General features: G+C 70.4%; 13 protein-coding genes. 8 read left to right on the forward strand and 5 right to left on the reverse strand.

Annotated elements, in window-relative coordinates:
- Window positions 1-50 precede the first annotated feature (50 nt).
- On the reverse strand, window positions 51-1,031 hold the full coding sequence (locus tag AAAZ40_RS11950; RefSeq protein ID WP_476660562.1) for a Bug family tripartite tricarboxylate transporter substrate binding protein: 981 nt from the start codon (window positions 1,029-1,031) through the stop codon (window positions 51-53).
- A 291-nt stretch (window positions 1,032-1,322) separates the two neighbouring features.
- Here AAAZ40_RS11950 and AAAZ40_RS11955 point away from each other — a divergent pair, with 291 nt between their 5' ends.
- The 5 genes from AAAZ40_RS11955 to AAAZ40_RS11975 all read left to right on the forward strand — a co-directional run bounded on the left by AAAZ40_RS11955 (window position 1,323) and on the right by AAAZ40_RS11975 (window position 6,032).
- Window positions 1,323-1,892 carry a tripartite tricarboxylate transporter TctB family protein gene (locus AAAZ40_RS11955; protein ID WP_045534362.1) on the forward strand — a complete coding sequence of 190 codons (570 nt, stop codon included), beginning with the start codon at window positions 1,323-1,325 and terminating at the stop codon, window positions 1,890-1,892.
- On the forward strand, window positions 1,889-3,352 hold the full coding sequence (locus tag AAAZ40_RS11960; protein ID WP_250960721.1) for a tripartite tricarboxylate transporter permease: 1,464 nt from the start codon (window positions 1,889-1,891) through the stop codon (window positions 3,350-3,352). The genes AAAZ40_RS11955 and AAAZ40_RS11960 overlap by 4 nt, the downstream gene beginning before the upstream one ends.
- A 39-nt stretch (window positions 3,353-3,391) precedes the next feature.
- Window positions 3,392-4,480: a DUF3616 domain-containing protein gene (locus AAAZ40_RS11965; RefSeq protein WP_476660563.1), complete on the forward strand. Its 1,089-nt coding sequence runs from the start codon at window positions 3,392-3,394 to the stop codon at window positions 4,478-4,480.
- A 44-nt stretch (window positions 4,481-4,524) separates the two neighbouring features.
- Window positions 4,525-5,139 carry a diacylglycerol/lipid kinase family protein gene (locus tag AAAZ40_RS11970; RefSeq protein WP_476660564.1) on the forward strand — a complete coding sequence of 205 codons (615 nt, stop codon included), beginning with the start codon at window positions 4,525-4,527 and terminating at the stop codon, window positions 5,137-5,139.
- 95 nt (window positions 5,140-5,234) lie between these two features.
- Window positions 5,235-6,032 (forward strand): metallophosphoesterase family protein, encoded by a 798-nt coding sequence (locus AAAZ40_RS11975; RefSeq protein WP_476660565.1) that lies wholly within the window; start codon window positions 5,235-5,237, stop codon window positions 6,030-6,032.
- 4 nt (window positions 6,033-6,036) lie between these two features.
- Here AAAZ40_RS11975 and AAAZ40_RS11980 read toward each other — a convergent pair whose 3' ends face one another.
- Complete coding sequence (locus tag AAAZ40_RS11980; RefSeq protein WP_476661739.1) at window positions 6,037-7,359, reverse strand: glycerate kinase type-2 family protein; 1,323 nt, start codon at window positions 7,357-7,359, stop codon at window positions 6,037-6,039.
- A gap of 674 nt (window positions 7,360-8,033) precedes the next feature.
- On the opposite strand from AAAZ40_RS11980, the gene AAAZ40_RS11985 reads away from it, so the two are divergent.
- Genes AAAZ40_RS11985 through zapD form a run of 3 tightly spaced genes read left to right on the forward strand, consistent with a single transcriptional unit; the run spans window position 8,034 to window position 10,368 of the window.
- Window positions 8,034-8,957 carry a prepilin peptidase gene (locus tag AAAZ40_RS11985; RefSeq protein ID WP_476660566.1) on the forward strand — a complete coding sequence of 308 codons (924 nt, stop codon included), beginning with the start codon at window positions 8,034-8,036 and terminating at the stop codon, window positions 8,955-8,957.
- Between the two features lie 15 nt (window positions 8,958-8,972).
- Complete coding sequence (coaE, locus tag AAAZ40_RS11990; protein ID WP_045534347.1) at window positions 8,973-9,605, forward strand: dephospho-CoA kinase; 633 nt, start codon at window positions 8,973-8,975, stop codon at window positions 9,603-9,605.
- A gap of 7 nt (window positions 9,606-9,612) precedes the next feature.
- Window positions 9,613-10,368, forward strand: a complete 756-nt coding sequence (gene zapD, locus AAAZ40_RS11995; RefSeq protein ID WP_476661740.1) for a cell division protein ZapD — start codon at window positions 9,613-9,615, stop codon at window positions 10,366-10,368.
- A 7-nt stretch (window positions 10,369-10,375) separates the two neighbouring features.
- Here zapD and AAAZ40_RS12000 read toward each other — a convergent pair whose 3' ends face one another.
- From AAAZ40_RS12000 to argJ, 3 genes are read right to left on the reverse strand one after another with little or no spacing between them, the layout of a single operon-like run.
- Entirely contained in the window at window positions 10,376-10,891 is a 516-nt protein-coding gene (locus tag AAAZ40_RS12000; RefSeq protein WP_476660567.1) for an NUDIX domain-containing protein, read from the reverse strand.
- On the reverse strand, window positions 10,888-11,820 hold the full coding sequence (locus AAAZ40_RS12005; protein WP_476660568.1) for an ATP-binding protein: 933 nt from the start codon (window positions 11,818-11,820) through the stop codon (window positions 10,888-10,890). Before AAAZ40_RS12005 ends, AAAZ40_RS12000 begins: the two co-directional genes overlap by 4 nt.
- Before the next feature lie 25 nt (window positions 11,821-11,845).
- Entirely contained in the window at window positions 11,846-13,075 is a 1,230-nt protein-coding gene (gene argJ / locus AAAZ40_RS12010; RefSeq protein WP_476660569.1) for a bifunctional glutamate N-acetyltransferase/amino-acid acetyltransferase ArgJ, read from the reverse strand.
- Window positions 13,076-13,098: the final 23 nt, after the last annotated feature.

Here is a 13,098-nt window from a genome sequence, read left to right on the forward strand (position 1 = left end):
CCAAGCCCAGCGCGCATTTTTGCTGCGCGCTGGGCGGGGGTTGCCTGAAATCAAACTGCCCGGCTGGCTTCGCGCACCAACGGCACCCAGATGCGCCGGTCTTCGGCGTAAAAGGCATCGACCTGCGCCGGGCTCATGGGGCCGGAAAATTCGCTGCCCCAACCCACGAGGCGCTCGCGCAGCGCCGGCACTTCGAGCACGGCCGCGATTTCGCGGTTCAGGCGCTCGACGATGGGCTGCGGCGTGCCCGCCGGCGCGGCGATCGAGTTCCAGGTAAAGCCCTCGAAACCTGGCAGGCCCTGTTCGGCGGCCGTGGGCACATCGGGCAGCACCTGCAAGCGGCGGCGGCTGGTCACGGCCAGCGCACGCAGCGCGCGCGACTGCACGTGCGGGATGGCGGTCACGGCGACGTCGAACTGGTGCGAGATGCGCCCAGCCATGAGATCGCGCAGCCCCTCGGCGCCGGCGCGGTAGGGCACGTGTTGGACTTCGACCCCGGCCGCACGCGCCCACATCAGACCAGTGATGTGGGTGGTGGTGCCGCGCGGGCCCGAACCGTACTGGTAACGCCCCGGTGCAGCGCGCAGGCGCGCGATGTAGTCGCGCATGTTGGCGGCCGGATCATTGGGGTTGACCAGCATGACCAGCGGCACCTTGTTGATCATGGCCACGCCACGCAAGCTGCCCACGAGGTCAAAGGGCATGGGGTCGAACAGCGCCAGATTGAACACCAGTTGCGAGGCGGTGCCCACCAGCAGCGTGTGACCGTCGGGCTCGGCGCGCGCCACCGCCTCGGTGCCCTGCATGCCCGACGAAGCGGCGAGGTTTTCAACCACGATGCGCTGCCCGAGGCGCTGCTCGAGCTCGGGCGCCATCAGGCGCGTGACCACGTCGGCATTGCCACCGGCCGCCGAAGCGACGATCAGGCGCAGCGGGCGCGAAGGAAAATTCTGGGCGCGCACAATCGCTGGGGCGACGACCAGGGCCGCCGCAGCGGCCGATGATTTGAGTAGGGTACGGCGGGTGCTCATGCAGACAACTCCGAAAAAATTAGCTTTGGGTGAGGCGACGATCGGCAGCGCAAACGGCCACAGTCTGTCCCTTGACGGAAACGGCATTAGACCATAAAATAACGCTAATGCGAATGGTTCTTGTTATTGATCAGTATGCGGCCGTCAGATAACCCCGCGCCCGCACCCCCACCCGATGCCCCCTGCAGCCCGGCCCACACAACGGTTGGCGCTGCGGCTTGGGCTTGGTCTGGCAGCGGCGATGCGGCCGGCAGTAGGAACACCGTCACCTCCTCGGCCCCCTTAGGTCCCTTGGAGCTCGCACCCACCGCCCAGCTCTGGGGCCTGCGCGCGGTGGCTTGGGCGCTGCTGTTGCTGGCGGTGTGGGTGCTGACGCAGGTCGGGCAGCGGCCCGAACTGGCGCTGGGCAGCTTCACACGCATGGGGCCGGGTTACTGGCCGGGGCTGTTGGCCGTTGCCCTGCTGGGCGTGGCGCTGCTGCTGCTCTGGCGCAGCCATCGGGCCGGCTGGGCCAAGGCCGAAACGGCGGCCGGCGCTGCTGAGACCGAATCTGCGGTCTGCGCCGCTGATACCGAATCGGCGGTCTGCGCCGCCGAGGCCCCCAACGCCGGCCAGCCGCGCGCCGCCGCTCTGACGCTGGCCGCGGTGCTGGGCTTTGCTCTGCTGGTGCCCGTGCTGGGGGTGGCGCTGGCCACCTGGTTGCTGGCGCTGCTGGCGGCGCGCGCCGCCGCCAACCGCTGGCCGCACGCGCTGTTGATCGGATCGGCCTTGAGCCTGCTCTGGCTGCTGGTGTTTGTGCTCGGCTTGCAGGTGCCGTTTCAGCTGCTGCCGCCGGCCCTGGCAGCGGCCTTGCATCCATGATGAGCCTCGAACTGGCGTGGGCGCTGGCGGGCCCGGCCTTGCTCGGCGCCGGGTTGGGGACACTGGTTGGGGTGTTGCCCGGCATCGGGCCGGCGGCCACCATGGCGTTGCTGTTGCCGGCCTCGTTTCTGCTCGAGCCGCAGGCGGCCATCGTGCTGTTGTGTGGGGTCTATTTCGGGGCCCAGTATGGCTCCTCGACCACCGCCATTTTGCTCAAGCTGCCGGGCGAGGCCTCGGGCGTGGTCACGGCCGAAGAAGGGCACCGGCTGGCGCTCAAGGGGCAGGCCGGGGTGGCGCTGGCGGTGGCGGCGCTGGCCTCGTTTCTGGCCGGCCTCATCACCGCGGCGCTGGTGGCGGCGCTGACGCCGGCGCTGGCGCGGCTGGCGCTGGGCTTGGGGCCGGCCGATGTGGCGGCGCTGGTGCTGCTGGCGGCGGTGGCGCTGGTCTGCATCGGCCAACCGCAGCGCCTCAAGGCCCTAGCCATGCTGCTGCTGGGGCTAATGCTCGGGCTGGTGGGCACCGACTTTGGCGGCGGCGCGCCGCGCTTTACCCTCGGGCTGGCCGAACTGCGCGACGGCATCGGCCTCGTGCCGCTGATCGTCGGCCTGTTTGGTCTGGGCGAGGTGCTGGCCAGCCACGCCGGGCTGCGCGCCGGCACGCGCATCGCCCCCATCGGCCGCATCTGGCCGCGCGTGAGCGAACTGCGCGCCAGCTTGGCGCCGGCGCTGCGCGGCACGGCGGTGGGCGCACTGGTGGGCATGCTGCCGGGTGGCAAGACGCTGCTGGCCTCGATGATGAGCTTGGCGCTGGAGCGGCGCGTGGCGCGTGACCGCGCCCAGTACGGGTACGGCGCGCTGTCGGGTGTGGCCGGGCCCGAGGCAGCCAACAACGCCAGCGCCCAAGCCGGGCTGGTGCCGCTGATCGGCCTCGGGCTGCCCGGCAACCCGGCCATGGCGGTGCTGCTGGGGGCCTTCATGCTGCACGGCATCGCCCCTGGCGCTGTCATGTTCGAACGCTCGCCAGAGCTGTTCGAGGCCATCATCTGGGGCATGGTGCTGGCCAACTTGGCGCTGCTGGTGCTCAATCTGCCGCTGATCGGGCTCTGGGTGCGGCTGCTGGCGCTGCCGCTGGGCTGGCTGACGCCGCTGATCGTGCTCGTGGGCGTGCTCGGGGTCTATGCCCAAAGCCGGCTGGCCTTCGATGTCGCGCTGCTGGCCGCTTTTGGTCTGCTGGGCTATGTGTTGCGCAAGGCCGACTACCCGCTGGCCCCGATCGTCTTTGGCGTCGTGCTCGGGCCGATCTTCGAGGACAACCTGCGCCGCGCCTTCATGCACGCGCGCGGCGATGGACTGGTGCTGCTGGCGCAACCGCTGGTGCTGCCGGCGCTGGGGCTGGCGCTGATGTTGCTGCTGTGGCCTTTGCTGGCGGGCTGGCGCCGGGTGTATGCTATACAGCGCTAAACCGTGCGCCCGTGCACGCCACGCACCCAGGAGCCCCCCATGCCCAACACCCGAAGCGCCAATGCCGTGCGGCTGGAATTTACGCCCGACTGCCTGGTCAAAACCAACCTCTCGGGGGCGGCCTTTACGGGCGACTGGCTCTGGGTGGCGGGCGATGAAGCCTGTGGCGTCGAGCGCCTGCGCCGGCTCGAGCCGGTGGGGCGCGAGACGCTGCGCTTTGGCGAGGTGTGCGATTTCCCGCTGGCCGACCTGCTCGACCTGCCCGGCGCCCCCGACGAAGAGGCCGACATCGAGGGCATGGCGGTGGTGGACGGCTTTTTGTGGCTGGTGGGCTCGCACGGCCTGAAGCGCAAAAACGCCAAACCCGAGCGCAGCCACGCCGACAACGCCCGGCGGCTGGCCAAGCTGGCCCTAGACGGCAACCGGCGCCTGCTGGCCTGCCTGCCGATCGAACCCGATGCCGACGGCGCGCCCTGCCTGGTGCGCTTGGCCGCCGATGGCCGCCGCGCCCTGCGCCTCAAGGGCGATGCCCAACACAACCTGCTCACGCGGGCGCTGGCCGACGACCCGCACTTCGGGCCCTACCTGGCGCTTCCGGGCAAGGACAACGGCTTTGACATCGAAGGCCTGGCGGTGTTCGGGCGCCGGCTGCTGCTGGGCCTGCGCGGGCCGGTGCTGCGCGGCTGGTCGGCGCTGCTCGAGATCGAAGTGCAGGCGCGCGGCGACGAACTGCGCCTGGTACCGCTGGACGACAACGGCACGCTGCTGCGCAAACACTTTTTGCAGCTCGATGGCTTGGGTGTGAGCGACCTGCATTTTTCTGGCGACGACCTGTACCTGCTGGCCGGCCCGACGATGGTGCTCAACGGCGAAATCCGCGTCTATAAATGGCCGGCCGCGCGGCCGCTGCTCGAAGCCAACCTGGAGCCGGTGCGGTTCGAGTCGGCGCTGAGCGAATCGGTGGTGCTGCCGCATGGCCAGGGCAGCAACCGCGCCGAAGCGATCTGCGATCTGCCGGCCGACCTTGCGGGGCGCAAGCCCAGCTGGCTGGTGTTGTACGACGCACCCGGTGCCGATCGCCGAGAGGGCGAGCACACCGTCTTTGGCGACCTGCTGCGCCACGATTGAATTCGCTTGCATCCGATCGTCTCCACCCGGATGGCGTGCGCGCCATGAGCCCCAGCCCCACCATCGACCCCGCTGCGGCGCTGCAGTTCGTCATCAACGCGGCTTCGGGCAGCAGCGCCGCCGACACCAAGGGCGCGCTCATCGACAGCGTGTTGCAGGCCGCTGGACGGCGCGGGGAGCTGCACTTTTGCCAGCCGGCTGAGCTGAGCGCGGTGGCGCAACAAGCCACGGCCAAGGCGCTGGCCACCGGCACGGCGGTGGTGGCCGTGGGCGGCGACGGCACCCTGAACACGGTGGCGCAGTACGCGCACGCGGCCGGCTGCCCCATGGAGGCCGTGCCCCAAGGCACTTTCAACTACTTTGCGCGCACGCACGGCATACCCACCGACCCGGCCGAGGCGGTGCGCGGGCTGCTGGGCTGGGCCGCGCAACCGGTGCAGGTGGCGGCCATCAACCAGCGCCTGTTCCTGGTCAACGCCAGCATGGGCCTGTACCCCGATCTGCTGGAAGACCGCGAGGCCTACAAGGCGCGCTTCGGGCGCAGCCGCTGGGTGGCGTTCTGGTCTGCCTGCGTCACGTTGCTGCGCGCGCAGCGCCAGTTGCGCCTGCACATCGAACAGGGCACTGAGGCGCGCGATGTGCGCACGCTGGTGCTGTAAATGACGCGTATGCGCGCGCCGCTCGACTTTCGCGTGCTGGAACAACCGCTGCTGCTGCTCAAGCCGCCCCCTGCCCCCGACCTCAGGGCGCAGCCGTGAGCCTCGTATTGCAGATCTCGGACACGCACTTTGGCACCGAACAGCCCCCGGTGCTCGAGGCGCTGGTGGCGCTGGCGCAGCGGTTGCGCCCCAACCTGGCGGTGCTCTCGGGCGACATCACACAGCGCGCGCGGCCGGGGCAGTTTCGCGCCGCCCGCACCTTCATGGACCGGCTGGGGGCCCCGCTGCTGGCGATTCCGGGCAACCACGACATCCCGCTGCTCGATCTGTGGACGCGCCTGCGCCGCCCCTACGCCCGGTACCTCGCCGCCTTTGGCCCGGCGCTCGAGCCGGTGCACGATGTCCCCGATCTGCTGGTGCTGGGCCTGAACACCACCCGGCCGTGGCGGCACAAGCACGGCGCTGTGTCGGCACAGCAGATCGAGCGCGTGGCGCAGCGGCTCGAGGCCGCCGGGGCGGCGCAGCTGCGTGTGGTGGTGGTGCACCAGCCGGTGGCCGTGATCCGTGCCTCCGACCGGGTCAACCTGCTGCGCGGGCACACGGCCGCGCTGGAGCGCTGGGCGGCTGCGGGTGCCGACTTGGTGCTGGGCGGGCACATCCACCTGCCCTATGTGCTGGCGCTGCCCGCGCTGGCGCGGCCGCTGTGGGCGGTGCAGGCCGGCACGGCGGTGTCGACGCGGGTGCGCGAAGGCCTGCCCAATTCGGTGAATCTGCTGCGTTGGGGTGCGCACGCCCCCCCGGGCTGCTGCCTGATCGAGCAGTGGGATTACGCCGCGGGGCAGCAGGCCTTTGTACGCGCCTTGGTGACCGAGGTGCGGCCGGCGCGGGGTTGACGCGTCAGCACGCGCCGATCAGCAGCGCCCTGAAGTCGTTCACGTTGGTGCGCGTGGGGCCACTGTGCAGCGCGTCGCCCAAGGTGGCAAAAAAGCGGTGCGCGTCGTGGGCGTCGAGCATTTGTTGCGCCTCCAGCCCTAGTGAGTGCGCGCGTGCCAGCGTGTCGGGGCCGATCAGGGCCCCGGCAGCGCTACCGACGCCATCGATGCCGTCGGTGTCGGCCATGAGCGCATGAATGCCGGGCTGGCCGCTTGCTTGTCCGCTTGGCTGAGCGGCGCTTTGGTCACCGAGCTCGAGCGCGCACGCCAGCAGGCACTCGACATTGCGACCGCCTTGGCCGGGGGTGTTGCTGCGCAGCGTGACCGTGGTCTCGCCACCCGAGAGCAGCACGCAAGGCGGCGCAAACGGCTGCTGGCGCTGCGCGATCTGGCGCGCCAGCGCCGCCAGCACCTTGCCCACTTCGCGCGCCTCGCCTTGCAGCGCGTCGCTCAAGATGTGTGCCGCAAAGCCGGCGGCGCGCGCCGCGGCGGCAGCGGCCTCGAGCGCCATCTGCGGCGTGGCCAGCCAGCGCAGCTCGCTGCGCGCCAGCCGCGCATCGCCCGGTTTCAGGGTTTCGCCTTGGCCGCTGTGCAGCAGCGCCAGCGCGGCTGGGGGCAGCTGCAGCCGGTAGCGCTGCACGATGGCCAAGGCATCGGCGCAGGTGCTGGGGTCGGCCACGGTGGGGCCAGAGGCGATGTCGGCCGGGTCGTCGCCGGGCACGTCGGAGATCAGCAGCGTGAGCACGCGCGCCGGATAGCAGGCCGCTGCCAGCCGCCCACCCTGCAGCGCCGACAAATGGCGGCGCAAGCAGTTGATCTCGCCGATGCGGGCGCCGCTGGCCAACAAGGCCCGCGCCAGCGCCTGCTGCTCGGCCAGCACCATGCCGGGCAGCGCCAGAGGCCACAGCGCCGAACCGCCGCCCGAGAGCAGGCAGAGCACGGTGTCGGCCGCGCTCAGGCCCTGCACGCTGGCGAGCACGCGCTCGGCGGCGCGCCAGCCAGCGGCGTCGGGCACCGGGTGCGCGGCGGCGACGATTTCGATGCGCGCGCACGGCACCTCGTGGCCGTAGCGCGTCACCACCAGGCCGCCGAGCGCCTGTGGGTCGCCGTCCCAATGGTCTTCGACGGCGCGCGCCATGGCCGCCGCGGCCTTGCCGGCGCCCACCACCCACAGACGGCCAGCGCCGATGTCGGCCGCGCGCGGCAGATGCGGTGGCAGGCACCGCGCCGGCTGGGCAGAGGCCACGGCCGCGGCAAAGAGCTGGCGCAGCAGGTCGGCGGGGGCGATGGGGGCGGCCTGCGATGGGACTGAGGCTGAGGCTGAGGCAGGTGTAAGTTCGGTTGCGGGTACGGGTGTCGGTATGTGCGCCGAGACAAGCTCAGGCGACCGTGCGGCTGCGGGGTGTGGGCTGGGCGGCTTCATCGTCGCCACTTTAACCGCAAGCCGCAAGCCGCAAGCCGCAAGCCGCAAGCCCCAAGCCCCAAGCCCCAAGCCCCAAGCCCCAAGCCCCAAGCCCCAAGCCCCAAGCCCCAAGCCCCAAGCCCCAAGCCCCAAGCCCCAAGCCCCAAGCCCCAAGCCCCAAGCCCCAAGCCCCAAGCCCCAAGCCCCAAGCCCCAAGCCCCAAGCCCCAAGCCCCAAGCCCCAAGCCCCAAGCCCCAAGCCCCAAGCCCAAGCCCAAGCCCAAGCCCAAGCCCCAAGCCCAAGCCCCAAGCCCAAGCCCAAGCCCAAGCCCAACCCCAACCCCAACCCCAACCCCAACCCCAACCCCAACCCCAACCCCAACCCCAACCCCAACCCCAACCCCAACCCCAACCCCAACCCCAACCCCAACCCCAACCCCAACCCCCAACCCCCAACCCCCAACCCCCAACCCCCAACTCCAACTCCAACTCCAGCGCGAGCGCGAGCGCCACCCCCGGCCTCGTTTACACTTCCCGCAGTGCGACTACGCCACACCACACATGCCACTGGAACTCCTCACCGGCTGGATCGGACTGCTGTTTGCCGGCCTGCTTGGGCTGCTGGTGGGCAGTTTCCTCAACGTCGTCATCCACCGGCTGCCCATCATGCTCGAGCGGCGCTGGGCCGCCGAGTGCGCCGAGCTGCATCCCAGCCCTGCTGGGGCTGGGGCTGAGGCCGCCGCTCACCACAGCGCCCACACAGCCCACACAGCGCACAGCGCCCCGAACCACGCACCCGCTGAAGCCCTGAACCTGCTCACCCCGCGCTCGCGCTGCCCGGCCTGTGGGGCCGGCATCGCCTGGTACCAAAACATCCCGCTGCTCAGCTACGCCCTGCTGCGCGGCCGCTGTAGCGCCTGCGCGGCCCCCATCGGGCTGCGCTACCCGCTGGTGGAGTTGCTCACCGGCATCGGCTTTGCCTGGGTCATGCACCTGCACGGCCCGGGCTTGGCCACTCTGGCCTGGATGGGTTTCGTCGCTGCCGTGCTGGCGGTGGCCTTCATCGACTGGGACACCACCTTGCTGCCAGACGACATCACGCTGCCGCTGGTTTGGGCCGGGCTGATCGTGGCCGCGCTGGGCTGGAACACCATCGATCTGGGCACCGCCTTGTGGGGCGCGGTGGTGGGCTACGTGACGCTGTGGTCGATCTACTGGGCCTTCAAGCTGCTCACCGGCAAAGAGGGCATGGGCTATGGCGACTTCAAGCTCTTGGCCGCGCTCGGGGCCTGGCTGGGCTGGCAGGCGCTGCTGCCGGTGCTGCTGCTGGCCTCGGTGCTGGGCGCGGTCGTGGGCATCGCCATGAAGTACAGCAGCGGCTTGCGCGAGGGCGGCTACGTGCCCTTTGGGCCGTTCCTGGCTTTTGGCGGCCTGCTGGCGCTGGCGCTGGGGCCGGCCACGCTGCTGGGCTGGATCGGGCTTTAAACCGCACCGCCCACCATGCGCGCCCACCCCCAGCCCCCTTGGCGCATCGGTCTGACCGGCGGCATCGGCAGCGGCAAGAGCACGGTGGCGGCGATGCTGCAGGCGCTGGGCGCGCCGGTGCTCGACGCCGACGCTCTGGCGCGCGCCTGCACCGCCCCCGGTGGCACCGCCATCGAGCCCATCCGCGCCGCCTTTGGCCCGCAATACATCGGGCCCGACGGGGCGCTGGACCGCGAGCAGATGCGGGCGCTGGTTTTTGCCCAGCCCGCGGCGCGCCAGCGGCTGGAGGCGATCGTGCACCCGCTCGTGCGCGCCGCGATCGAGCAGGCCTGCGCACAGCTGCAAGGCCACAGCGACTGCGTGGTGCTCGACATCCCGTTGCTGGCCGAATCGGCGCATTGGCTGCAGCAAGTCGATGCGGTGTGGGTGGTGGACTGCAGCGCGCAAACGCAGATTGAGCGCGTGCGCGCGCGCAACGGCTGGCCGCGGGCGCAAATACAAGCCGTGCTCGACGCCCAAGCCAGCCGCGCGCAGCGGCTGGCGCTGGCCGACACGGTGCTCGACAACGACGCCACCACCACCCTGCCCCAGTTGCAAGCGCAAGTGGCGGCGGCTTATGCCCGGCAGCGCCAGCTTTTCGGGCTATGATCGAGCGGTGATCCTCTACGAGTACCCGTTCAACGAACGCATCCGCACCTACCTGCGGCTCGAGCGCTTGGCCGAGCGCTTGGGCCAGTTGCTGCTGCGCCCCAGCGCCCTCGATCACCACTTTGCGCTGCACACCTTGTTCGAGCTGCTCGAAATCGGGGCGCGCTCCGACTTGAAATCAGAAATCCTCAAAGACCTCGAGCGCCTCAAGCAGCAGTACCTGGGCTACCGTGGCAACCCGGCCATTTCCGAGGCGGCGCTGGAGCAGTTCATCGCCCGCCTAGAAGGCTGCTACGCCGCCTTGCAGGAATGCGGCAAGGTGGGGCAGTCGCTGGCCGACAACGAATGGCTGACAGCGGTGCGCAGCCGCTTGGCCATCCCCGGCGGCAGCTTCGAGTTCGACTTGCCCGCCTACCACGACTGGCAACAGCGCAGCCCCGAGCTGCGCCAGCAAGATCTGCAGCCGTGGGCGCAGACCCTAGAACCGTTGCTCGAACCGGTGCAGCTGCTGATGAACGTGCTGCGCAACTCGGCCCAAGCGCAAAAGGTCTGGGCCAGCCACGGCCAGTTCCAGCAAAACCTGGCCCAAGGCAAAAGCTACCAGATGCTGCGGCTGTGGATCGCCCCAGAGCTGAGCCTGGTGCCCGAGATCAGCGGCAACCGGATGCTGTTTGCTGTGCGCCTGCTGCAGCGCGGCGTCGACGGCAAGCTGCACCTGGCCAGCGAGAGCGAGGCCGAGCTGGAGTTCACGCTCTGCGCTTAACTTAAGGTTAAGGGGCCAAGGGAGGCTGCAGCAGCAAGCCCTGCAACTGCTGCAACCCCTGCAACAGCGGCACCGAACCCGGCAACAGCGGTGCCACCTGCACCGGCAGGCTCTGCCAAGCGCAGCTTTGGCCTTCGTGCATGTGCAGGGTGCCGCTCCAGTCGCGCACCAGGCACACCTGCAGGCGCACCAAGGCGTGCGGGTAGTCCACCACGAGGCTGCGCCAGCGTTGCACGGCGCCGATCTGGAGCCCGATTTCTTCGTGCAGTTCGCGCCGCAGCGCCCCCTCGAGGCTCTCGCCGGCTTCGATCTTGCCGCCGGGGAACTCCCAGCAACCGGCATAGGCCTTGCCCGGCGGGCGCGTGGTGAGCAAAACCCGCCCTTGGGTGTCGATCAGCACGCCCACCGCGACTTCGATCAGGCGCTGCCCGTGGCCCGGAGCACGCGGCCGCTCGGCGTCCACCACCCACACCGGCGGCAGCGGCGACCCGTGCAACTCCGGCAACGGCGGCGGCAGGCTCATGTAGGGGCCACAGGCTGGCTGGGTCGGTGCGGCCAGGCCGGCAGCGAAGCGGCCGTTTCGCAGCTCGGGTGGTTGCCGGCGTAATCGCGCGCAAACTGGTACGCCACGCGGCCGTTGCGTGCGCCGCGCTCGAGCGCCCAGACCAGCGCCTGCGGGCGTGCGGCCTCGATCGCCGCCTCGGGCACGCCAAAATGGGCCAACCACTGGCGCACCACGCTCAGGTATTCGTCCTGGCTGAAGGGGTAAAAGCTGATCCACAGCCCGAAGCGCTCGGAGAGCGAGATTTTTTCCTCCACCGCCTCGCCTGGGTGCAGTTCGCCGTCCTCGTCGCGGCGGTGGCTCAGGTTGTCGCGCAGGTACTCGGGCAGCAGGTGGCGCCGGTTGCTGGTGGCGTAGATCAGCACATTGGGGCTGCTGGCGGCCACGCTGCCATCCAGAATCGACTTGAGCGCCTTGTAGCCGCTCTCGCCCTCCTCGAAGCTCAGGTCGTCGCAAAAAATCAGGAAGCGCTCGCTGCGCTCGGCCACCAGCGCCACCAGGTCGGGCAAGTCGCCCAGATCGGCCTTATCGACTTCGATCAGGCGCAAGCCCTGGGCCGCAAAGGCGTGCAGGCAGGCGCGGATGAGCGAGCTTTTGCCGGTGCCGCGCGCGCCGGTGAGCAGCACGTTGTTGGCCGGCAGCCCCTGCACGAAGTGCGCGGTGTTGCGCACCAGGCGCTCCTTTTGCGGCTCGATTTCCTGCAGGTCCGACAGCGCCATGGCGCCGATGTGGCGCACCGGCTCGAGCAGGCCGTGACCGCCGCGCTTGCGGTAGCGCCAGGCCACGGCGGCGCCCCAGTCGGGCGCGGCCAGCGGCTGCGGCAGCACGGCCTCGAGGCGCGCCAACAGCGCTTCGGCGCGCAGCAGCACGCGGGCAAAGGTTTCGTTCATGTCCAGGCGGGCATCGAGATGCGCATCAGGAGCGGTAATCGGCGTTGATGCTGACGTACTCGTGGCTCAGGTCGCAGGTCCAGACGGTCTCGGTGGCCGCGCCCCGGCCCAGGCCGACGCGGATCGTGATCTCGCTCTGGCGCAGCACGCGCGCGCCCTCGGCTTCGGTGTAGCCGGGGTGGCGGCCGCCGCGCGTGACCACGTGCACGTCGTCGAGGTGCAGCTCGATCAGGCCTTGATCCAGGTCGGCGATGCCGGCGTAGCCCACCGCCGCCAGGATGCGGCCCAGATTGGGGTCGCTGGCGTAGAACGCGGTCTTGACCAGCGGCGAATGCGCGATGGCGTAGGCCACCTGCAGGCATTCCTCGGCGTCGCGCCCGCCTTCGACGCGCACGGCAATGAACTTGGTCGCGCCCTCGCCGTCGCGCACGATGGCGTGCGCCAGCGTCTGCGCCAGCTCGGTCAGGGCCGCTTGCAGGGCCACGCCGTCTGGGCTGGCCAGGTCGGTGACGGGGGCGTGCCCGGCCTGCCCGGTGGCGATCAGGATGAAGGAGTCGTTGGTCGAGGTGTCGCCATCGATGGTGATGCGGTTGAACGAGGCATCGGCCAGGCGCCGCGCCAGCTCGGGCAGCAGCGTGGGGGCGATGCAGGCGTCGGTGGCGACAAAGCCGAGCATGGTCGCCATATTGGGCCGGATCATGCCGGCGCCCTTGGACACGCCGCTCAAGGTCACGCGCTGGCCACCGAGCTGCAGCTGGCGGCTGGCGGCCTTGGCCACGGTGTCGGTGGTCATGATGCCTTCGGCGGCGCGCAGCCAGTGCGTGGGCTGGGCGTCGGCCAGCGCCGCCGGCAAGCCAGCGACGATGCGCTCGATCGGCAACGGCTCCATGATCACGCCGGTGGAAAAAGGCAGCACCTGCTCGGGCGCCAGGCCCAGCAGCGCGGCCAGGGCGGCGCAGCTCTGGCGCGCGTGCGCCAGGCCCGACTCGCCGGTGCCGGCATTGGCGCAGCCGGTGTTGATGAGCAGCGCGCGCACCGCCGCGCCGGCCCCGAGGTGCTCGCGGCACATCTGCACCGGTGCGGCGCAGTAGCGGTTGCGCGTGAACACCCCGGCCACGGCACTGCCGGGGTCGAGCAGCAGCACGGTGAGGTCTTTGCGGTTGGGCTTGCGCACCCCGGCTTCAGTCACGCCGATGCGCACCCCAGGCACGGGCAACAGGCTGTCGGCGGCAGGGGCGCTCCAGTTGACGGGCATGGTGGGTACTCCTTTGGGCCTTG

The sequence above is a fragment of the Serpentinimonas sp. SMBJO2 genome, from assembly GCF_056341105.1.

Excerpts from the sequence above, each read along its gene's own strand:
- AAAZ40_RS11950 (WP_476660562.1), bottom strand. The coding sequence starts at position 1,031 with ATGAGCACCCGCCGTACCCTACTCAAATCATCGGCCGCTGCGGCGGCC.
- argJ (WP_476660569.1), bottom strand. The coding sequence starts at position 13,075 with ATGCCCGTCAACTGGAGCGCCCCTGCCGCCGACAGCCTGTTGCCCGTG.
- AAAZ40_RS12000 (WP_476660567.1), bottom strand. The coding sequence starts at position 10,891 with ATGAGCCTGCCGCCGCCGTTGCCGGAGTTGCACGGGTCGCCGCTGCCG.
- AAAZ40_RS11960 (WP_250960721.1), top strand. The coding sequence starts at position 1,889 with ATGATGAGCCTCGAACTGGCGTGGGCGCTGGCGGGCCCGGCCTTGCTC.
- AAAZ40_RS12005 (WP_476660568.1), bottom strand. The coding sequence starts at position 11,820 with ATGAACGAAACCTTTGCCCGCGTGCTGCTGCGCGCCGAAGCGCTGTTG.
- AAAZ40_RS11970 (WP_476660564.1), top strand. The coding sequence starts at position 4,525 with ATGAGCCCCAGCCCCACCATCGACCCCGCTGCGGCGCTGCAGTTCGTC.
- AAAZ40_RS11985 (WP_476660566.1), top strand. The coding sequence starts at position 8,034 with ATGCCACTGGAACTCCTCACCGGCTGGATCGGACTGCTGTTTGCCGGC.
- coaE (WP_045534347.1), top strand. The coding sequence starts at position 8,973 with ATGCGCGCCCACCCCCAGCCCCCTTGGCGCATCGGTCTGACCGGCGGC.
- AAAZ40_RS11965 (WP_476660563.1), top strand. The coding sequence starts at position 3,392 with ATGCCCAACACCCGAAGCGCCAATGCCGTGCGGCTGGAATTTACGCCC.